Below are 18,996 nucleotides of genomic sequence, written 5' to 3'. Positions count from 1 at the left end.
TTGCCGAAGCCCTTACTCCGCCGCTGCCGAAAGCTCCTCGTCCGCTTCCTCGGCGACGACCTCGATCGGCGCCGAAGCAGGCAGGCGAGCGATCGACGGCGGCATCTGTCCGCCGTTGGGAGACAGGCGCCCTTCCAGACGCGCGCCCTGCTCGATGGTCAGCGTGTCGTACGACACGTCGCCCTCGATCCGCGCGGTCTTGAGGATCACGACCTCGCGCGCCGAAACCGATCCGCGCACGAGCCCGGCGACGCGCACCGATTCGGCCCTCACCGCGCCGTTGATCTCGCTGCCTTCGCCCTGGACCAGGGCCTTGCACGCTATGTCGCCATTGACGCTGCCGTCGATATGCAGGTCGGCACTGGCGGTGATATCGCCGCTGATGACGGTGTCCCCGCCCAGCATCGAAAAGCTCGTGCCGTTGATGCTCGCACGCGAGCTGATGAAGGCCTTGGCCATGTCAGTGGTTCTCCTCCTGGCCCCCTGTTGCACTTTTGTTGGCCCCCTGAAGACGTTGTGCCGCCTCGAGGAACGGGCGCGGGTTGACCGGGCGGTCGTTCACGCGAACCTCGAAGTGGAGATGCGGGCCGGTCGAGCGCCCGGTGCTGCCCATCGCACCGATCAGCGCCCCGGCATCGACGTCCTGACCCACACGGGTGCGGAAGCCGGAAAGGTGCCCGTAGCGGGTCATCAGCCCGTTGCCGTGCGTCACTTCGATGCAGTTGCCATAGCCGGACTTCTGCCCGACGAACGTAACGCGCCCCTTGGCGGCGGCATAGATCGGCGAGCCCATCGGCCCTGGGAAGTCGAGGCCCGCGTGGAACGCGGCGCCGCCGGTGAAGGGGTCCGAACGATAGCCGTAGCTGGACGAGACATAGGCGACGTGCGCCGGGCTCACCTGCGGGATCGAGGCCAGGCCGTTCTCCAGCGCGTCCATGCGGGCAAGGCTCTTGCCCATCGTCAGGAAGCGCGGATCGACGCTGCCGTCGGCCCCGGTCGCCAGCTTCACCAGCGGACCACCCTCGGCCATGCGCGCGCGCGAGATCATGGCATTGGGGTTGATGCCGAGCTGGCGGATCGAGGCCATGGCGGCCTGCGAGCGGCCGTCGGCGTAACGGGTGAGGCGTTCGACGAGCGCCAACTGCTTCGCCTCGACATCGGCCAGAGAGCCGCTGCCGGGCACGATCAGGCTGACTTTCTTCGCCTCGGCGTCCGGCTTGGCAGTGGACTGCGCATCGCCGGACTCTTCGGGGAGTTCCTCGATATGCGCATCGACCATCTGTTCGATGAACTGCTGGCGGCGCGCGAGGTCCGACAAGTCGGCCGCGACGTTCTCGCGGTACCTGGCGACGTTCTTCTCGGCCTTGGCGACGCTCGCCGCGCGCTGGGCGAGTGCGGCGCTTTCGCTGCCGGCGGACCATTGCGAAAGCGCGAGTGCGCCGACAGATGCGGCCCACATCCCGAGCACACCGACAGCCGCCCCCGCAGCGATCTTCTGTGCCCGCGAGGAAACGCGGATGAAACGGACCTGTCCCTGCGATCGCATGATGAACTCGCGATCAGGGAATAGCGTCCGGAGGCGCTGGAGGAGCACCTCGGCTGGCTTGGAAGGCAAAACGACCCCGCTTGAAATCTATGTCTCAGTCCCGGAGCGTGCAGCTAGCATTCGACGGTTACCAAGGCGAATCGACTGGCCGTGAAGCCTTGTCGAATCGCGCCGAATCGAAATGGGCGAGCGGCGAACTGAGTAAATCGCTCTATTCGTGGCTGGAACCGGGCATGCGAATCGATTTCATGACACCAATTTGGCAGCGGCGATGTGGCCGCAATCCGGTGACAACTGCGCGGTTGAGTGTTAGTCCGCGCCCATGACCTTGCAGAGCACCCTGACCGCCGAACCTGCAGCGCTTTCGCCCGAGGCGCTTGTCGAGCAACTGGCCCGCGACGGCCGCGCCGCGCAGCGCGTGCTGGCGAAGCTGACCGATGCCGATAAGGCCGCCGCCCTGCGCGCCGCCGCCACGGCGCTGCGCGAGGCTGAAGGGGAAATTCTCGAAGCCAACGCAAAGGACATCGCGGCTGGCGAGGCCAAGGGGCTTTCGGGTGCGATGCTCGACCGCCTGCGGCTCGATGCCGCGCGGCTGGCCGGAATCGCCGATGCGGTCGATCAGGTCGCGGGCCTGCCCGACCCGGTGGGCGAGGTGATCGCTTCCAGCGAACGCCCCAACGGCCTCAAGCTGTCGCGCGTGCGCATTCCCATCGGCCTGATCGGTATCATCTACGAGAGCCGTCCGAACGTCACCGCCGACGCTGCCGCGCTGTGCCTGCGCTCGGGCAACGCGGTGCTGCTGCGCGGCGGCAGCGAGGCGATCCATTCCAACCACGCGATCCGTGCCGCCTTCGCCAAGGGTCTCGCCACCGTGGGTCTGCCCGAGGCGGCGATCCAGCTGGTGCCGACGCAGGACCGCGCGGTGGTCGGCGCGATGCTGACGGCGGCGGGCCTCATCGACATGATCGTGCCGCGCGGGGGCAAGAGCCTCGTTGCGCGCGTCCAGGCCGATGCGCGGGTGCCCGTGCTCGCCCACCTCGACGGCATCTGCCACACGTATGTCCATGCCTCGGCCGATGCCGGGATGGCGCGCGACCTGACGCTCAACGCCAAGATGCGCCGCACCGGCATCTGCGGGGCGATGGAGACGCTGCTCCTCGACACCCAGTTCCCCGAGAGCGAATCGGTCGTTGCCGGCCTGCTCGACGCGGGCTGCGAACTGCGCGGCGACGCCCGCGCGCAGGCGCTCGACCCGCGCGTGCTGCCCGCCAGCGAGGAGGACTGGGACACCGAATACCTCGACGCCGTTCTGGCGGTCGCCGTGGTCGACGGCATCGAACCGGCGCTTGAGCACATCGCGGCGCATTCCTCGCACCACACCGATGCGATCGTCACCGAAGACGCGGAATCGGCCGAGCGCTTCCTTGCCGAAGTCGACAGCGCGATCGTGATGGTCAATGCCTCCAGCCAGTTCGCCGATGGCGGCGAGTTCGGCCTCGGCGCGGAGATTGGCATCGCCACCGGCCGCCTGCACGCGCGCGGTCCTGTCGCGCTGGAGGGTCTGACCACCTACAAGTGGCAGGTGCGCGGAACCGGGCAGGCCCGGCCCTGAATCTGGTTCTGAGGCGGACCCGAACCCGCCCCGGCCCCGTCACGGGCCTGCTCGGCGGCAGTTTCAACCCGGCCCACGGTGGACACCGCCGTGTCACCCTGTTCACCGTCGAGGCACTGGCGCTCGACGAAGTGTGGTGGCTGGTTTCGCCGGGCAATCCGCTCAAGCCCAAGGCCGGGATGGCCCCGCTGGCTGCGCGGATGCGTTCGGCACAGCGGCAGGCGCGGGGTGCCCGCATCCGGGCCACTGCGATCGAGCGCGAACTGGGCACCCGATACACCGTCGACACCCTCCGCGCGCTCCTTCACCGTTACCCGAAACGGCGCTTCGTATGGCTGATGGGGGCGGACAACCTCGCCCAGTTGCACCGCTGGAAGGACTGGCGGACGCTGTGCCGACTCATGCCGATTGCGGTAATCGCGCGTCCGGGGTATGATGGCGCTGCCCTCGCGAGCCCCGCGATGGCCTGGCTGGGGAAATTCCGGAGACCCCTGACCAGTCTTCGCGGTCCGGAAGAGTGGAGCGCACCCGCGCTGGTGACATTGCGATTCGACCCCGATACGCGGTCGGCAACGGCGATACGCCAGGCCGATCCGGACTGGGCACGAAGGTTCTCAGATCGACCTTCGCGTGACGCGGTCACGTACCACTTGATCCCCGGAACGGCGGAATGATCGGCTTTCAGGCCATCTTCCCGCATACCCGGCTTACACGGCAAACGATCGAACGCGGCAGGATGGCCTTCATCCTGCCCGGTCGGTTTTGAAAGGAGCAGAACCCAACCAAGATGCCACAGGCAGAACTACAGCCGGAATCAACCGGCGCCACCCCGCTTCCGGTCACGATCGAAAGCGATGATCCGTTGCTGAACCTCGTGCTCTCTTCGCTGGACGACGATCAGGCGCAGGAACTGGTGACGATCGACCTCGACGGTAAATCGAGCATCGCCGATTTCATGGTGATCGCCTCGGGCCGTTCGACCCGCCAGGTTGCGTCCATGGCGCAGAAACTCGGCGAGCGACTGAAGCAGAACGGCTTCGGCCATCCGCGTATCGAGGGCCTTCCGGCGGCCGACTGGGTGCTCGTCGATGCGGGCAGCGTGGTCGTCCACCTGTTCCGTCCCGAAGTGCGCACGTTCTACAACCTCGAGCGGATGTGGGGCTTCGACGGCCCGTCCGGGGCAGCCTGATCGCTGCCTAGAGGATGATCCTCCGGTCGCGACGGTGACCGGAAAATCGCGAGGAAATCACGCGGGGGCCCTGCTCCGTCCCCGCGTTCCGGCCTGATTGCACCCTGAACCCATGCTGCTGCACATCATCGCTCGCGGAAAGATCGCCCGCTCGCCCGAGGGTGAGATGCTGGATCGCTACGCGAAGCGCATCACCTGGCCGTTCAGGCACAGCGAGCTGCCCGATGTCGGCGGCAAGGTGCCGCCTCCCGTCCATACCCCGGTCCGCGAAGTCCTGCTCGACGAGCGGGGCAAGCTGATGAGTTCGGAAGAATTCGCCGCGCTGCTCGGCCGCTGGCGTGACGAGGGCGTGCGCGAATGTCGCTTCCTGATCGGCGCTGCCGACGGCCACGGCGACGAGGCGCGGGCGCAGGCCGACCACCTGCTGTGCTTCGGCCGCATGACCTGGCCTCACCTGATGGTCCGCGCGATGCTCGCCGAACAGCTGTGGCGCGCCACCGCGATCCTGGCGGGGCATCCCTACCACCGCTCGGGCTGATGAAGCAGTCCCTCATTCGTCATTGCGAGCGTAGCGAAGCAATCCAGCTTCGCATAAGCCGCTCTGGATTGCTTCGCTGCGCTCGCAATGACGAAGGCGGGCGGATGGGATGAAGCGCCTGAAGGTTTTCTTCGATGGCGGTTGCCGTCCGAATCCGGGGCCGATCGAGGTCGCCGTGGTGATACGCGGGGTGGCGCATGTCTTCGAGGATTGCGGCTGCGGCACCAACAGCGATGCCGAGTGGCTGGCGCTGATCCGCGCGCTGGAGCTGTGCCGGCAGCAGCGTCTGGAGCATGTCGAACTGATCGGCGATGCGGTCGAGATCATCCGGCAGGCCAACCGCGCCTTGCGCGATGGAACCGGCCCGCAGGCCCACGCCGCGCGCTTTCTCGAACTGGCGGCACAAGTCGGCCCCGACCGCCTGCGCTGGATCCGGCGAGAGCAGAATCTGGCGGGGATCGCCCTGGCGGCCCGCCATCCGCGCTGAGCAGGCGCCTTATGCCTTGACGTCGGCCCATTCCGGATGCCGCCGGAACGCGACTTCGACGTAGCTGCAGACCGGGCCGATCTTGAAGTGGTTCTCGCGCGCGTCGGCCACCATCGCCTCGACCAGCCGCATCGCCACGCCGCGCCCGCCGATCGCGGTGGGGACCAGCGTGTGTTCGGCATAGCGCACGAGGCCGCGCTCGGTCCAGGTGAGCCGCCCGATGTGCTCGCTGTCGGCGACGTGGGCGTGGTATTCGCCCGCGGAGCCGAATTCGTGTTTGGTGATGGTGACGCCGACCATGCATGGTTCTCCTCGTTGCGCTTGACGGAAACCGCCGGCGCTTTCAGGGCATATGGTCATGCAGTTCAATTCCGACAACGCCGCCGCCGTCCATCCCGCCGTGTGGAAGGCGATGATGGCCGCCGATGCGCCTGACGCGCCGTATGACAACGATGCGCTGAGCAAGCGCCTCGACGGTGCGTTCACCGACTTGTTCGGGCGTGACTGCGCGGTGCTGTGGGTGGCGAGCGGGACTGCCGCGAACTGCCTCGCCCTCGCCGCGATGGTGCCGCCGCACGGCGCCGTGGTGTGCCACCGCGAGGCGCATATCGAGATGGACGAGGCTGGCGCGCCGGGCTTCTTCCTCCACGGTGCCAAGCTGCTGCTGGCCGACGGCGCCAGCGCCAAGGTCACCCCCGAGACGCTCGGCGCGGTGATCGACCCGATCCGCGACGACGTCCATCAGGTCCAGCCCCATGCGATCTCGATCACCCAGGCGAGCGAGTACGGCTGCGTCTACCGCCCGGACGAGGTCGCCGCGATCGCCGCCTTCGCGCAGGCGCGCGGGCTTGGCCTGCACATGGACGGGGCGCGCTTCGCCAATGCGGTCGCCCATCTGGGCTGCACCCCGGCCGAGGCGGCGGGCGCGGTCGATGCGCTCAGCTTCGGCTTCGTCAAGAACGGCGGCATGGGCGCGGAGGCGATCGTCTTCTTCGATGTCGCGGCGGCGCAGGTGATCCGCTACCGCCGCAAGCGCGCCGGGCACCTGCAGTCCAAGGGCCGGTTCATGGCCGCGCAGATACTGGCGATGCTGGCCAACGACTTGTGGCTCGACAACGCGCGCGGCGCCAATGCGGCCGCCGCCGCGATCGGCGCCGCCGCGCCAGACCGGCTGCTGCATCCGGTCGAGGCCAACGAGGTCTTCCTCACCTGCACCGCCGCGGAGCGCGAGGCGCTGCGCGGGCAGGGCTTCGCCTTCTACGACTGGGGCGTGGATGCGGCGCGGCTGGTGGCCTCGTGGGATGCGAAGGACGGCCACGTCATGGCACTGGTCAAGGCGCTGGCGGCGCTATGAGGGGAGCCATGGGCGGGGCCACGAGCGGGGGCGCGGAACCCGCGTCCCGCTCGCGGGTGATCGCGGCGTTCCTGGTGGTCACGGCGATCTGGGGGTCGACCTGGCTGGTCATCAAGGACCAGGTCGGGGCGGTGCCGCCGACGTGGTCGATCACGTATCGCTTCGCGCTGGCGGGCGCCGCGATGCTGGTGCTGGCGCTGGTGCGGCGCGACAGCCTGCGCCTTTCGAGGCAGGGAATGGGGCTGGCGCTGCTGGTCGGGTTGAGCCAGTTCGTGTGCAATTTCCAATTCGTCTATCAGGCCGAAATCCACCTGACCTCCGGGCTGGTGGCGGTCTGCTATGCCTTGCTGATGGTGCCCAACGCGGTGCTGGCACGGCTGTTCCTGGGGCAGCGGGTGACCGGCGGCTTCATCGCCGGTTCGCTGGTGGCGATCGCCGGCATCGCGCTGCTGATGATCCACGAATACCGCAGCGCCCCGCCCGAGGGCCGGGTGGCGCTGGGTGTGGTAATGACTTGCGCGGGCATCCTCAGCGCATCCACCGCGAACATCCTGCAGGGGACGCAGGTGGGGCGGGCGCAGCCGATGGTGCCGATGCTGGCCTGGGCGATGCTGCTGGGCGCCGCGATCGACGCCTGCTGGAGCCTCGCCACGGTCGGCGCGCCGGTGATGGAGACGCGCTGGGAATATCTGGCTGGCATCGTCTATCTCGCCATCGCCGGCTCGGTGGTGACCTTCCCGCTCTACTTCATGCTGATCCGCGAGCTTGGCCCGGGCCGCGCGGCCTACAACGGGGTCGCGGTGCCGGTGGTGGCGATGGCGCTTTCGACTGTGTTCGAGGGCTATCGCTGGACCGGCCTCGCGATCGGCGGCGCGGTGCTGGCACTGGGCGGGCTGGTGATCGCGTTAGCGGCGAAGAAGCGCGTCTAGCCCCTCGACATAGCCGGGATAGCGCGGCCGCCAGCCGAGCACGCGCTTGGCCTTGCCGTTGGCGACGCGGCGGTTCTCCGCATAGAAGGCGCGTGCCATCGGCGAGAGGGCGGCCTCCTCCAGCGTCTGCAGGGGGGGCAGGGCGGTGCCGGTCAGGCGGCAGGCATGCTCGACCAGCCGGTTCTGCGCGCAGGGCAGGTCGTCGGCGAGGTTGTAGGCCCCCGGCGGGGCGGTGATTCCGGCGAGCACACCGGCGGCGATATCCTCGACATGGATACGGCTGAACACTTGATCCGGCAGGTCGATGCGGTGGGCGCGGCCTGCGGCAAGGCGGTCCAGCATCGAGCGGCCGGGGCCGTAGATGCCGGGCAGCCGATAGACCCGCGCGCCGAGCGCGAGCCATGCCGCGTCCGCCTCGGCCCGGGCGGTGCGGCGGCCGGTGCCGGTGGGGGCGCTCTCGTCCACCCAGGCCCCGCCGGTGTCGCCGTAGACGCCGGTGGAGGACAGATAGGACAGCGGCAGCGCGCGGATGGCATCGCCATAGCGCTCCAGCACCGGGTCGAGCGGCTCGCCGCGCCCCTCGTTCCCCGGCGGGACCGAGGAGAGGACGTGGTCCGCATCGGCGAGCGCGAGCCTGACGCTGCCCTCGTCGTCGAAGGCCAGCGTACCCTCGCGCCCGGTCGAGACGACCTCCCAGCCGCGCGCCTCGAACGATGCGGCGACGAAACCGGCGGTGTAGCCGAAACCGAAGATGAACAGGCGGGGCATGGCGCATACCTAAAGACCGCCGCTGGTCGCGGATCAAGTCCGGGATGGAGAAACCGACTCTGGCAATCGCCCCGCGACACTCTAAGTAACGGCAATGGACATCGCCAGCAGACCTTCCGAACCCGCCGAGAACGCCCAGCTTGCGCCTGAGCTTGGCAATACCGCGCCGCCGCCCGTCGCGGCCACGGTGATCCGGCGCGAGGACTACCAGCCGCCCGCCTGGCTGGTGCCCGAAGTCGCGCTCGACTTCCGGCTCGGCCTCGATGCCTCGCACATCGTCGCGCGGCTCTCGGTCGTGCGCAATCCTGCCGGTAGCGGCGAAAGCACGCTGCGGCTCAACGGCGACCAGATCGCCCCGCTGGCGGTCCGGGTGGACGGGCGCGAGGTGAACGACTGGCGCCTCGACGGCTCCGACCTCGTGGTCGAACTGACCGGTGATGCGCATGCGGTGGAAGTGGAAACCGCCGTCAATCCCGCCGCGAACAGCCAGCTCATGGGCCTCTATGCCTCGGGCGGGATGCTCTGCACCCAGTGCGAGGCGGAAGGGTTCCGCCGCATCACCTTCTTCCCCGACCGGCCCGACGTGCTCTCCACCTACACGGTGCGGATGAGCGGCGAAAAGGCGCAGTTCCCGATCCTTCTCGCCAACGGCAACTGCACCGCGAGCGGTGAGGCCGACGATGGGACTCACTGGGCCGAATGGCACGATCCCTGGCCCAAGCCGAGCTACCTCTTCGCGCTCGTCGCCGGGAACCTGACCGCCAACAGCGCCCGCTTCGAGACGATGGGCGGGCGCCAGGTGGCGCTCAACATCTGGGTCCGTCCGGGTGACGAGGACCGCACCCAGCACGCGATGAATTCCCTAATAAATTCAATGAAATGGGACGAGGAAACGTTCGGCCGCGAATATGACCTCGACTTGTTCAACATCGTCGCCGTGTCCGATTACAACATGGGCGCGATGGAGAACAAGGGCCTCAACATCTTCAACACCCGCTACGTCCTGGCCGATCCGGACACCGCGACCGACGGCGATTACGATGCGGTCGAGGGGGTGATCGGGCACGAGTATTTCCACAACTGGTCGGGCAACCGCGTGACCTGCCGGGACTGGTTCCAGCTCAGCCTCAAGGAAGGCTTCACCGTCCTGCGCGACCAGCTGTTCAGCGCCGACATGGGATCGGAAGCGGTCAAGCGGATCGAGGACGTACGGATCCTGCGGGTCGGCCAGTTCCCCGAGGATTCGGGCCCGCTGGCGCATCCCATCCGCCCCGATTCCTATGAGGAAATCAGCAACTTCTACACCGCGACCGTCTACAACAAGGGCGCCGAGGTGATCCGCATGATGCGCACCATGGCCGGGGTCGAGCGGTTCCGGAAAGGCACCGACCTCTACTTCGACCGCCATGACGGCGAGGCCGCGACCTGCGAGGATTTCGTGCGGGCGATCGAGGACGGCGCCGGTCTGGACCTGGCGCAGTTCCGCCTGTGGTATTCGCAGGCGGGCACTCCGCAGGTCTGCGCAGAAGTGGCACACAGCGGCACTCAAGTCGTCCTCAAGCTCACCCAGACGGTCCCGGCGACGCCCGGCCAGCCCGACAAGCAGGCGATGCCGATCCCCTTGCGCGTGGCCCTGTTCGATCGCGCCACCGGCACCCATTCTGGCGAGCGGCTGATCGTCCTCGACCAGGACAGCCAGACTTTCACTTTCGATGGCTTCGCCGCGCCGCCGGTGCTGTCGATCAACCGCGGCTTCTCCGCCCCCGTCGCGATCGACTTCGCGCGCGAGAAGGCGGACCTCGTGTTCCTCGCCGCGCATGACGACGATCCCTTCGCCCGCTACGAGGCGATGCAGGGCCTCGTCCTCCAGCACCTCGTCGCCGGGGTGTCCGGGCGGCTGGACGATGCGGCCCGCGCCGAGGGGCAGGCGGCGATCGGCGAGGCGCTGGGGGCGATCATCGCCGACCCCGCGATCGACGACCTGATGCGCGGCGAACTGATGATCCTGCCCGCCGAAAGCTACATCGCCGAGCAGTTGCCGGTCTCCGACCCCGGCCTGATCCATGCCGAGCGCGAGGCGCTCAAGGCCTGGCTCGGCCGCGCGCTGGCAGAGCCGCTCAAGGCGCTGCACGACCGCGCCTGCGCCGTGCCCTATTCGCGCGAGGCGGCGGCACGCGGCGCGCGCAAGATCAAGACGCAGGCGCTGGTGCTGATCGCCGCCGGCGACCCGGCCGAAGGCGCCGCGCGCGCCTTCGCGCAGTACCGGGCGGCCGATACCATGACCGACCGGCAGGGCGCGCTGATGGTGCTGTGCAACCTCGATGCGCCCGAACGCGAGACCGCGCTGGCCGACTTCCACGATCGCTACCGGGACAATGCGCTGGTTCTCGACAAGTGGTTCTCGCTGCAGGCGGGCGCGCTGAACCCGAAGGTGCTGGAGCACATCGCGGCGCTGGCGCAGCATCCCGACTTCACCATGACCAACCCCAACCGCGTCCGCGCGCTCTACATGGCGGCGGCGGTCAACCCGCGCGCGTTCCATGACGAGAGCGGCGCGGGCTACCGCATGATCGGCGACCTGATCCGCCGGCTGGACCCGATCAACGCCCAGACGGCGGCCCGCTTCGTGCCCTCGCTCGGCCGCTGGCGCCGGGTCGAGCCGGTCCGCGCGGCGATGATGCGCGCCGAACTGGAGCGCATCGCGGCGCTGCCCGGCCTTTCGCGCGACGTGCGCGAGCAGGTGTCGAAGTCCCTTGGCTGAGCCGGTCGAAGTCAACCGCGCCGCCCTGCTCGAAGGTATCCCCCACGGCTTCCTCGGCCGCCGGGGCGGGGTGAGTGAGGGCGAGGTGGCGGGCCTCAACGCCGGGCGCGGTTCGGGCGATGATCCGGGCCTCGTCGAACGCAACCGCGCGCTGGCGGCCGAAGCGGTGCTGCCCGGCGCGCGGCTGGTCACGGTCTATCAGGTCCACTCGGCCGACTGCGCGGTGCTGGGCGGCGAACCATGGTCCGAGGAAGACCGCCCCAAGGCCGACGCCATCGTCACCGACCAGCCCGGCGCGGTGCTGGGCATCCTCACCGCCGACTGCGCGCCGGTGCTCCTCGCCGACCGCGAGGCCGGCGTGATCGGCGCGGCCCATGCCGGCTGGCGCGGCGCGCTGGGCGGCGTTACCGATGCCACCATCGCCGCGATGGAGGCGCTGGGCGCCCGGCGGGAAAGCATCGTCGCGGCGGTGGGTCCGTGCATCGCGCAAGGCTCCTACGAGGTGGACGCGGCGTTCCGCGAGCGCTTGCTTGCCGACGACCTGCCCAACGCGCGGTTCTTCCGCGAAGGGCGGCCCGATCATTTCCAGTTCGACCTCGAAGGCTACGTGCTGCGCCGGTTGCGCCTCGCCGGGATCGCGCATCCCGAGGGGCTGCGGCTGGATACCTATGCCGAGCCCGAGCGGTTCTACTCCTTCCGCCGCGCCACCCATCGCGGGGAACTGAGCTACGGGCGGCAGATCTCGCTGATCGGGTTGGGCTGAGGGCTTGGCGCTTCGCCCTCATTCGTCATTGCGAGCGTAGCGAAGCAATCCAGGGCTGTATGACGCCGCCCTGGATTGCTTCGCTACGCTCGCAATGACGAACTTGGTAGTTGGCAGCTTACCCCCATTCCTCCCCCTTGGGGGAGGGGGACCATGCGAAGCATGGTGGAGGGGCACGCGGTGGATCGCCAGACCTCGATCGGCGGGCATTGGGAAGCGTATCAACGCGATGGCATGCAAACCGAGGGTGCCCCTCCACCACCCTGCGGGTGGTCCCCCTCCCCGTGCCGGGGAGGAACTGACGACAGCTTCCACCCAAATCCGCCGTCACCCTGAACTTGTTTCAGGGTCTATCAGGCCGATCGCCCAGTTCATGAGCGGCCAAATCGACGGGGCGGTTTTCGCCTTCCGGGTTCGGTACCAACTGCGTGATGGATCCTGAAACAAGTTCAGGATGACGAAGGGGAGGGCGCGATCTTGACGTCTCACTCATAACCCCCAACCCGCTCAGGCTGAGCTTGTCGAAGCCCCCGAGGCTGGGCGCTGCGGCCTGCCGTGGTTCGGCAGCCCGAACGAGCCGCCACGACGTCCCACCCCGAAATCACCGGTATCGCCAAGCCGATCGGCCTAACTTCCGTCTGTTACAGTAGCTTGCCTTGACCAAAATCAAGGTTGGCACAGGCGGCGTTCATCTATAACAGAAATCCCAAAGTCGGGAGATTCATGGGTTCTGCCCATGGTTCGTGAGCCGACACGGGGGATACCAGGATACCATTCGGTCTGATAGACCTCCTGCCGCACCTCCGGCAGAGAGGGTTGTCGAAAGCAAGGCAAGGGCAAACATGGCAGAAACAGAGGGCGTAAGGCGGCGCGATTTCATCAACATCGCCGCAGTCAGCGCTGCAGGCGTTGCAGGAATCGGGATCGTCGTCCCGCTCGTGAGCCAGATGTCGGCATCGGCCGACGTTCTCGCGGCTTCCTCCACCGAAATCGATATCTCGGCGATCCAGCCCGGGCAGGCGATCAAGGCGGTGTTCCGCAAGCAGCCGGTCTTCGTGCGCAACCTGACCCCGCACGAGATCGAGGCCGCCAACAAGGTCGACGTCGCCTCGCTGCGCGATCCCCAGACGCTGGAGGAGCGCACCAAGGAGGGCAAGGAGAACTGGCTCATCACCATGGGCGTGTGCACCCACCTCGGCTGCGTGCCGCTGGGCGCCGGCGAGGGTGAGATCAAGGGCGAGTTCGGCGGCTACTTCTGCCCCTGCCACGGTTCGTCCTACGATACCGCGGCGCGCATCCGCAAGGGCCCCGCGCCCAAGAACCTCGAGGTGCCGAAGTACGAGTTCTCGTCCGACACCGTCGTCAAAATCGGCTGAGCCCAAGAGAGAGGATCACGACCATGAGCTTTCCCTGGGCAAAGCACTATACCCCCGCGCACCCGCTGATGAAGTGGATGGACGAACGGCTGCCGATCCCGCGCCTCGTCTACAATGCCGTGGGTGGTGGCTACGAGGTTCCGCGCAACCTCAACTATTTCTGGAACTTCGGTTTCCTCGCCGGTCTGTGCCTCGTGCTGCAGATCGTCACCGGCATCGTCATGGCCATGCACTATGCGGCCAATTCGGCGGTGGCGTTCGACACCATCGAGATGACCGTGCGTGACGTGAACTGGGGCTGGCTGATGCGCTATGCGCATGCCAACGGTGCCTCGGCGTTCTTCGTCGTCATCTACGTCCACATCTTCCGCGGCTTCTACTTCGGCTCCTACAAGGCGCCGCGCGAAATGGTGTGGCTGCTGGGCGTGGTGATCTTCCTGCTGATGATGGCCACCGCCTTCATGGGCTACGTGCTGCCCTGGGGCCAGATGAGCTTCTGGGGCGCCAAGGTCATCACCGGCCTGTTCGGCGCGATCCCCTTCGTGGGCGAGCCGCTGCAGCAGTGGCTGCTGGGCGGTTTCGCGCCTGACAACGCCGCGCTCAACCGCTTCTTCTCGCTCCACTACCTGCTGCCCTTCGTGATCCTGGGCGTGGTGATCCTGCATATCTGGGCGCTGCACATCCCCGGCTCGTCGAACCCGACCGGCGTGGAAGTGAAGTCCAGCTCGGACACGGTGCCGTTCTATCCCTTCTACGTCGCCAAGGACGGCTGGGCGATCGGCGTCTTCGCGATCCTCTTCGCGATCGCGGTGTTCTACTTCCCCAACGCGCTCGGCCACCCGGACAACTACATCCCGGCGAACCCGATGAGCACGCCCGCGCACATCGTGCCCGAATGGTACTTCTGGCCGTTCTACGCGATCCTGCGCGCCTTCACGCAGGACTTCTTCTTCATCCCGGCCAAGCTGATGGGCGTGCTCGCCATGTTCGGCGCGATCCTGGTGTGGTTCTTCCTGCCCTGGCTGGACAAGTCGCCGGTGCGTTCGGGCACCTATCGCCCGCTCTACAAGAAGTTCTTCTGGGTGCTGGTGCTCGACATGCTGGTGCTGTTCTACTGCGGCGGCGCCGCGGCGGCGGAGCCCTACGTGATGATCTCGCAGCTGGCGGCGCTCTACTACTTCGCGCACTTCCTCATCATCATCCCGGTGGTTTCGGCGATCGAAAAGCCGCTGCCGCTGCCGTTCTCGATCACCGAATCGGTGCTCGGCAAGGATGACGAGGCGCAGCTCTCCCCGTCCGCCGATCTTGGCGCCGCCCCGGCTCCGGCCGTCTGATCCAGCCAGAACGAAAGACGAAAGACATGGCACGCATTCTCTCGATCCTCGTCGGGCTGTTCTTCACGCTGGCGCTGGCGTGGTCCTTCGGTGTGGGCTTCTACACCTGGGCCACCGAACCGGCCGCAGTGACGGCGGAGCACGAGTTCCACCTGCCGCCCAAGGAAGTCCACTTCACCAGCGATGGCCCCTTCGGCAAGTTCGACAAGCAGCAGCTCCAGCGCGGCTTCCAGATCTACAAGGAAGTCTGCTCGGCCTGCCACTCGCTCAGCCACGTCGCCTTCCGCGACCTGGCGGCGCTGGGCTATTCCGAAGGCCAGGTGAAGGCCATCGCGGCGGGCTTCCAGGTTCCCGGCGTGGACCCCACCACCGGCGAGGCCAACACCCGTCCGGGCATGCCGACGGACTACTTCCCCAAGCCCTTCGCGAACGACGTCGCCGCGCGCGCCGCGAACAACAACGCGATCCCGCCCGACCTCTCGCTCATCACCAAGGCGCGTCATGACGGCGGACCCTACGTCTATTCGCTGCTGACCGGGTTCCAGGCCCAGCCCGCCGCGCTGTTGAAGGAGTTCCCGGACTCCAAGACGCCCGACGGCCTGCACTACAACCCGTACTTCGCGAACCTCAACCTCGCGATGGCCCCGCCGCTGATGAGCGACGGCCAGGTCGAGTATGGCCCGGGCAACCCCAAGCCGACGGTCGACCAGATGTCGAAGGACGTCGCGGCCTTCCTGATCTGGACCGCCGAACCCAAGCTGGAGAAGCGCAACCAGACCGGCCTTGCCGTGGTGCTGTTCCTGATCTTCGCGACGGTGCTGGGCTATATGTCCTACCGCAACATCTGGGCGGGCAAGAAGCACTGAGCCCACCCATTTCGTCATTGCGAGGGGCGTAAGCCCCGCGGCAATCCAGCGCAGGGCAAACGGCTCTGGATTGCTTCGCTTCGCTCGCAATGACGAAGGGTTTTGGCGATGCCCTGCTTGCTGCTAAGGGCTCCGGCGCCCCGTCATCCTCGGTGATGGCGGGGCGCCTTGCTTATGTGCTGCCGGAGATTTTCCCCCAATGCCGGATCCGACCGTCGAAGACCTGCGCCTGCTGGTGCGGACGATCCCCGATTTCCCCAAGCCCGGAATCCTGTTCCGCGACGTCACCACGCTGATCGGCGACGGTCCGGGCTTCGCGGCCGCCGTCGCGCATATGGCCGACCGGGCGCAGCAGGCGGGCGCGCAGGTGATCGCCGGGGTCGAGGCGCGCGGCTTCATCTTCGGGGCGGCAATGGCGGCGCGCATGGGGCTGCCCTTCGTACCAGTGCGCAAGCCGGGCAAGCTGCCGGTGCCGGTCCTCGCGATCGACTATGCGCTGGAATACGGCACAGACACGCTGGAGGTCGATCCCGGCGCCGTGCCGGACGGCGCGCGGGTGGTGCTCGTCGATGATCTCATCGCCACCGGCGGCACCGCGCTGGCCGCCGTGGAACTCCTGCGCCGGGCCGGGGGAGAGGTGGTGCACTCACTTTTCGCCATCGACCTGCCCGACCTCGGCGGCGCGCAGCGGCTGCGCGATGCAGGCGTCCCGGCCGATGCACTGATGACCTTCGCGGGGCATTGAGGGTCCCTCCCGTCATCCCGGCGCACGCCGGGACCGTGGGCAGGTCTTGAGGCGGTAGCTATCGCGCCAGGGCGCCCCGGCGCGGCGGCGCTTCTAAAGACGGCCCACGGTCCCGGCATGCGCCGGGATGACGGACGGGCTTCGGGTAAAGGCGATCGCGATCACGCCGCCACCGCGTCCTTCTTTTTCCCCGCCTTCTTCGCCCCGGCCTCCGGATCCTCCACCAGCGCCTGCACCGCCTTCGAGGTTGCCACCGTGCCCAGTTCGGTCAGCGCGAAGACGTTCGCCTCGATATCCGTCAGGTCGTAGAGGTAGTTCACCATGACCCCGTGCGCCTGCTTCTGCCCATTGGCCGAGAGGTCGGCATTGGCGTGGATCGCCTCTAGCCGCGCCCCGTTGCCGAGGTGGAAGCGCGCCACCGGATCGAGCGGCTGGTTGCCCTTGCCCTTGGCCTCCACCAGATAGCGTGCCGCCAGTTGCCGCAGTTCCTGCGCGCCCGGCACCGGGGCGTCGCCCTCGGTCTCCTTCGCCAGCCACTTCGCGAACCCGGGGACCGGCGAAAGCGTGGCGAAGGTCTTGAGGTGCGGCAGTTCTTCCCGGAGCAGCCCGACCACGCGCTTGATGAGGTGGTTGCCGAAGGGGATTCCCTTGAGCCCGACCTGGCAGTTGCTGATCGAATAGAAGATCGCGCAGTTCGCCTCGCTGGGCGGTACCGTCTCGCGATCCTCGGCGATGATCTGGTGGATCGAGCCGGGGATCTGCGGGGTCAGCGCCACTTCGACGAAGATCAGCGGATCGTCGCGCATCTGGGGATGGAAGAAGCCGTAGCAGCGCCGGTCCACCGGCTCGACGCGGCGGCGCAGGTCGTCCCAGCCCTGGATCTGGTGGACCGCTTCGTAGCGGATGATGCGTTCGAGCAACTGCGCCGAGCTGTCCCAGCCGATCCGCCGCAGTTCCAGGAACCCGGCGTTGAACCATGCGGTGAAGGCGCTTTCGAGGTCGCGGTCGAGCGCGGCGAGGCCCGGCGTGCCGGCGGCGCGGGGTATCGCCAGCAGATCCTCGCGCAGGGCGATCAGCCGCGGCGTGCCCTGCGGCGCCAGGTTGAGCTGGTTGATGAGCCGCCGGCTGGGTGACTTGCTGGCGAGGTTGAGCGCGAGGGCAGCGGCCTCGTCGCGCTTCTCGTTCCATTTGGCGATGGCCTTGTCGATGGCCTTGGCGTCGGCCGGGTGCATGTCGTGGACTTTGCCCAGGAAATCCTGCCGGGCGGCGACGTCGCTGGCTTCGTAGAGGTCGAAGAACGCCGAGGCCAGCGCCGGCCCCGAGGCGCGCCCACGCAGCGAGAGCAGGGCGTCCGCCAGGTCGAGCAGGCTTTCCGCGCGCTCCTGCCGGGGGGCGATGCCGATGCCGCGCAGCATCTTGCCCAGCCCCGAATTCATCAGCATGTCGAGCGGGCTGCGCCGCCGGGCTCCGGGTGCGGCGCCTGATACCGGGCCTGATACGGCACCTGATACGGGCCCCGATGCAGGTGCGGCGCTTGCAGCGGGGGCTTCGGTGGCGGGGCGCGTCCGGGGCGTGTTCATGATGTCCTCGTTTTCCGTCGTCGGCCGTTGGGTGCCAAGGCTATCACTGCTGCACCTGCGATAGAATACGGCGAAACCGACAGGCCGCCGCATGAGCGCGTCATCGCAGCGGCGAACGGCGGTTTTGCGTGCCCGAGGCACCAGAAGCCGCCCCGGCGATCCGCTGCGGCGACTTGCCGTGACGGGGGCTGGCCACAGGATGATGCAGGAGAAGTGTTGACGCATGCCACCCGGCCGTGGCAAGCGCCTGTTCACGACGCGGCCCGGCAACCACGGGGCCGTGCCGGACGCGACGAGCGGGTATAGCTTAGTGGTAAAGCTCCAGCCTTCCAAGCTGGCTATGCGGGTTCGATTCCCGCTACCCGCTCCAAGCCGCCTCAACCCCTTCAAAAGACGCGGAAATCTATCGCTGCCGCGACCGACTCCGATTTTTGTGCCACCAATGCGGCATACCTCGACGCACAAAAATTAAGCGCAACGCTCTCAAATCGTTCAAAAAAACGTCATCCGGGTTGTTGCACCAGATCGTCATACGAACCGTCTGCGCGTGGACTGTGGCTGCGAGGGTCGATCTATCAGTTTCGAGTCAAAGTGCCCGCCAACTTGCGAGAGGCGATGGGATGCGCTCATGTGAATCGCTCACTGCGAACAGACAGCCCATCGCTTGCCATTCGTCTGGCCCGCAAAGCCGCTTTCGAGATCGACGCAATGTTCGAGGCAAAACGACAGCAAATCGGTATGGAGTACGATGAGCGGCTGGTCGTTGATCAAGACGTCGTGGCTTCAGTCAGGGCTGCGCGTTCATCACGATCTGCGGCAGCAATCGCCGCTCGCATCAAACCTGAGACGCTCGAAGAGGCGGCGGCGACAAATTCGATTTTGACGCTCTCGGACATTTACGACCGATACATCAAGGACCCCACGAAACGCCGCTCGGCGCGTACCATGCTCGCGCACGACACGACCCGGCGAGTTGTCCAAGATGTGCTTGGGGCATCAACCCCGATCTCGGAGATTTCCCGCGAGTGACCTGCCCCCCGAAAGGTCCCTCATTCTGATGTAGAGTCTGCCCACGAGAAGGAGCAGACGCATGAGGAAGAGCCGTTTTACCGAGGCGCAGATCATCGGGATGATCAAGGAGCAGGAGT

At 67.4% G+C, this 18,996-nt stretch carries 19 protein-coding genes and 1 tRNA gene; 15 read left to right on the top strand and 5 right to left on the bottom strand.

All coding sequences use genetic code 11. The features are described from left to right. Positions 1-12: 12 nt before the first annotated feature. Together V2S85_RS11480 and V2S85_RS11475 are read right to left on the bottom strand one after the other, a co-directional pair. A complete protein-coding gene (locus V2S85_RS11480; protein ID WP_330702996.1) occupies positions 13-459 on the bottom strand; it encodes a polymer-forming cytoskeletal protein in 447 nt (148 codons plus the stop codon). 1 nt (position 460) lies between these two features. Next, positions 461-1,546, bottom strand: a complete 1,086-nt coding sequence (locus V2S85_RS11475; RefSeq protein WP_330702995.1) for a M23 family metallopeptidase — start codon at positions 1,544-1,546, stop codon at positions 461-463. Between the two features lie 322 nt (positions 1,547-1,868). Between V2S85_RS11475 and V2S85_RS11470 the strand changes: the two genes are divergently transcribed. From V2S85_RS11470 to V2S85_RS11450, 5 genes are all read left to right on the top strand, one after another. Further along, positions 1,869-3,158 carry a glutamate-5-semialdehyde dehydrogenase gene (locus tag V2S85_RS11470; RefSeq protein ID WP_330702994.1) on the top strand — a complete coding sequence of 430 codons (1,290 nt, stop codon included), beginning with the start codon at positions 1,869-1,871 and terminating at the stop codon, positions 3,156-3,158. Next, positions 3,122-3,832, top strand: coding sequence for a nicotinate-nucleotide adenylyltransferase (locus V2S85_RS11465; protein WP_370423933.1), 711 nt, complete (start codon positions 3,122-3,124; stop codon positions 3,830-3,832). The genes V2S85_RS11470 and V2S85_RS11465 overlap by 37 nt, the downstream gene beginning before the upstream one ends. A gap of 113 nt (positions 3,833-3,945) precedes the next feature. Then, positions 3,946-4,347 (top strand): ribosome silencing factor, encoded by a 402-nt coding sequence (gene rsfS, locus V2S85_RS11460; protein WP_008831383.1) that lies wholly within the window; start codon positions 3,946-3,948, stop codon positions 4,345-4,347. 112 nt (positions 4,348-4,459) lie between these two features. After that, positions 4,460-4,885, top strand: a complete 426-nt coding sequence (locus V2S85_RS11455) for a 23S rRNA (pseudouridine(1915)-N(3))-methyltransferase RlmH (protein WP_330702993.1) — start codon at positions 4,460-4,462, stop codon at positions 4,883-4,885. A gap of 109 nt (positions 4,886-4,994) precedes the next feature. Next, on the top strand, positions 4,995-5,372 hold the full coding sequence (locus V2S85_RS11450; protein ID WP_330702992.1) for a ribonuclease HI: 378 nt from the start codon (positions 4,995-4,997) through the stop codon (positions 5,370-5,372). Positions 5,373-5,381: 9 nt separating this feature from the next. Here V2S85_RS11450 and V2S85_RS11445 read toward each other — a convergent pair whose 3' ends face one another. Continuing rightward, positions 5,382-5,672 carry a GNAT family N-acetyltransferase gene (locus V2S85_RS11445; RefSeq protein ID WP_330702991.1) on the bottom strand — a complete coding sequence of 97 codons (291 nt, stop codon included), beginning with the start codon at positions 5,670-5,672 and terminating at the stop codon, positions 5,382-5,384. Between the two features lie 58 nt (positions 5,673-5,730). On the opposite strand from V2S85_RS11445, the gene V2S85_RS11440 reads away from it, so the two are divergent. Next, positions 5,731-6,726, top strand: a complete 996-nt coding sequence (locus V2S85_RS11440) for a threonine aldolase family protein (protein ID WP_330702990.1) — start codon at positions 5,731-5,733, stop codon at positions 6,724-6,726. 8 nt (positions 6,727-6,734) lie between these two features. Further along, complete coding sequence (locus tag V2S85_RS11435) at positions 6,735-7,655, top strand: DMT family transporter (protein ID WP_330702989.1); 921 nt, start codon at positions 6,735-6,737, stop codon at positions 7,653-7,655. Here the strand turns inward: V2S85_RS11435 and V2S85_RS11430 are convergent. Further along, the gene (locus V2S85_RS11430; RefSeq protein WP_330702988.1) at positions 7,632-8,423 is read right to left on the bottom strand and encodes an SDR family NAD(P)-dependent oxidoreductase; all 792 of its coding nucleotides are present in this window, start codon (positions 8,421-8,423) and stop codon (positions 7,632-7,634) included. The genes V2S85_RS11435 and V2S85_RS11430 overlap by 24 nt on opposite strands. Before the next feature lie 94 nt (positions 8,424-8,517). Between V2S85_RS11430 and pepN the strand changes: the two genes are divergently transcribed. The 6 genes from pepN (at position 8,518) to V2S85_RS11400 (ending at position 16,268) form a co-directional block, all read left to right on the top strand. Continuing rightward, on the top strand, positions 8,518-11,184 hold the full coding sequence (pepN, locus tag V2S85_RS11425; RefSeq protein ID WP_330702987.1) for an aminopeptidase N: 2,667 nt from the start codon (positions 8,518-8,520) through the stop codon (positions 11,182-11,184). After that, on the top strand, positions 11,177-11,947 hold the full coding sequence (gene pgeF / locus V2S85_RS11420) for a peptidoglycan editing factor PgeF (RefSeq protein WP_330702986.1): 771 nt from the start codon (positions 11,177-11,179) through the stop codon (positions 11,945-11,947). The genes pepN and pgeF overlap by 8 nt, the downstream gene beginning before the upstream one ends. An 842-nt stretch (positions 11,948-12,789) precedes the next feature. Continuing rightward, the gene (gene petA / locus V2S85_RS11415; RefSeq protein WP_330702985.1) at positions 12,790-13,323 is read left to right on the top strand and encodes a ubiquinol-cytochrome c reductase iron-sulfur subunit; all 534 of its coding nucleotides are present in this window, start codon (positions 12,790-12,792) and stop codon (positions 13,321-13,323) included. Between the two features lie 23 nt (positions 13,324-13,346). After that, a complete protein-coding gene (locus V2S85_RS11410) occupies positions 13,347-14,657 on the top strand; it encodes a cytochrome b (RefSeq protein ID WP_330702984.1) in 1,311 nt (436 codons plus the stop codon). Positions 14,658-14,683: 26 nt separating this feature from the next. Beyond that, positions 14,684-15,523 carry a cytochrome c1 gene (locus V2S85_RS11405; protein WP_330702983.1) on the top strand — a complete coding sequence of 280 codons (840 nt, stop codon included), beginning with the start codon at positions 14,684-14,686 and terminating at the stop codon, positions 15,521-15,523. Between the two features lie 199 nt (positions 15,524-15,722). Beyond that, positions 15,723-16,268 carry an adenine phosphoribosyltransferase gene (locus V2S85_RS11400; RefSeq protein ID WP_330702982.1) on the top strand — a complete coding sequence of 182 codons (546 nt, stop codon included), beginning with the start codon at positions 15,723-15,725 and terminating at the stop codon, positions 16,266-16,268. A gap of 161 nt (positions 16,269-16,429) precedes the next feature. On the opposite strand, the gene V2S85_RS11395 is transcribed toward V2S85_RS11400, so the two are convergent. Beyond that, the gene (locus V2S85_RS11395) at positions 16,430-17,848 is read right to left on the bottom strand and encodes a malonyl-CoA decarboxylase domain-containing protein (protein WP_330702981.1); all 1,419 of its coding nucleotides are present in this window, start codon (positions 17,846-17,848) and stop codon (positions 16,430-16,432) included. A 296-nt stretch (positions 17,849-18,144) separates the two neighbouring features. Here V2S85_RS11395 and V2S85_RS11390 point away from each other — a divergent pair. Further along, a tRNA-Gly gene (locus tag V2S85_RS11390) sits at positions 18,145-18,218 on the top strand. Then, complete coding sequence (locus tag V2S85_RS11385) at positions 18,200-18,877, top strand: DUF6538 domain-containing protein (RefSeq protein ID WP_330703137.1); 678 nt, start codon at positions 18,200-18,202, stop codon at positions 18,875-18,877. Before V2S85_RS11390 ends, V2S85_RS11385 begins: the two co-directional genes overlap by 19 nt. The last annotated feature ends 119 nt before the right edge of the window (positions 18,878-18,996 follow it).

It is taken from the genome of Novosphingobium resinovorum (assembly GCF_036352595.1).
Taxonomy (GTDB): domain Bacteria; phylum Pseudomonadota; class Alphaproteobacteria; order Sphingomonadales; family Sphingomonadaceae; genus Novosphingobium; species Novosphingobium resinovorum_B.
Note: the sequence above shows the minus strand (reverse complement) of the source record. Positions and strands in the feature narration are given on the sequence as shown.

What these genes read in the sequence shown, in the direction of transcription:
- V2S85_RS11475 (WP_330702995.1), bottom strand. Translation starts at nt 1,546, where the DNA reads ATGCGATCGCAGGGACAGGTCCGTTTCATCCGCGTTTCCTCGCGGGCA.
- pepN (WP_330702987.1), top strand. Translation starts at nt 8,518, where the DNA reads ATGGACATCGCCAGCAGACCTTCCGAACCCGCCGAGAACGCCCAGCTT.
- V2S85_RS11430 (WP_330702988.1), bottom strand. Translation starts at nt 8,423, where the DNA reads ATGCCCCGCCTGTTCATCTTCGGTTTCGGCTACACCGCCGGTTTCGTC.
- V2S85_RS11440 (WP_330702990.1), top strand. Translation starts at nt 5,731, where the DNA reads ATGCAGTTCAATTCCGACAACGCCGCCGCCGTCCATCCCGCCGTGTGG.
- V2S85_RS11435 (WP_330702989.1), top strand. Translation starts at nt 6,735, where the DNA reads ATGGGCGGGGCCACGAGCGGGGGCGCGGAACCCGCGTCCCGCTCGCGG.
- V2S85_RS11455 (WP_330702993.1), top strand. Translation starts at nt 4,460, where the DNA reads ATGCTGCTGCACATCATCGCTCGCGGAAAGATCGCCCGCTCGCCCGAG.
- V2S85_RS11470 (WP_330702994.1), top strand. Translation starts at nt 1,869, where the DNA reads ATGACCTTGCAGAGCACCCTGACCGCCGAACCTGCAGCGCTTTCGCCC.
- V2S85_RS11480 (WP_330702996.1), bottom strand. Translation starts at nt 459, where the DNA reads ATGGCCAAGGCCTTCATCAGCTCGCGTGCGAGCATCAACGGCACGAGC.
- V2S85_RS11395 (WP_330702981.1), bottom strand. Translation starts at nt 17,848, where the DNA reads ATGAACACGCCCCGGACGCGCCCCGCCACCGAAGCCCCCGCTGCAAGC.
- rsfS (WP_008831383.1), top strand. Translation starts at nt 3,946, where the DNA reads ATGCCACAGGCAGAACTACAGCCGGAATCAACCGGCGCCACCCCGCTT.
- petA (WP_330702985.1), top strand. Translation starts at nt 12,790, where the DNA reads ATGGCAGAAACAGAGGGCGTAAGGCGGCGCGATTTCATCAACATCGCC.
- V2S85_RS11400 (WP_330702982.1), top strand. Translation starts at nt 15,723, where the DNA reads ATGCCGGATCCGACCGTCGAAGACCTGCGCCTGCTGGTGCGGACGATC.
- V2S85_RS11450 (WP_330702992.1), top strand. Translation starts at nt 4,995, where the DNA reads ATGAAGCGCCTGAAGGTTTTCTTCGATGGCGGTTGCCGTCCGAATCCG.
- V2S85_RS11410 (WP_330702984.1), top strand. Translation starts at nt 13,347, where the DNA reads ATGAGCTTTCCCTGGGCAAAGCACTATACCCCCGCGCACCCGCTGATG.
- V2S85_RS11405 (WP_330702983.1), top strand. Translation starts at nt 14,684, where the DNA reads ATGGCACGCATTCTCTCGATCCTCGTCGGGCTGTTCTTCACGCTGGCG.
- V2S85_RS11445 (WP_330702991.1), bottom strand. Translation starts at nt 5,672, where the DNA reads ATGGTCGGCGTCACCATCACCAAACACGAATTCGGCTCCGCGGGCGAA.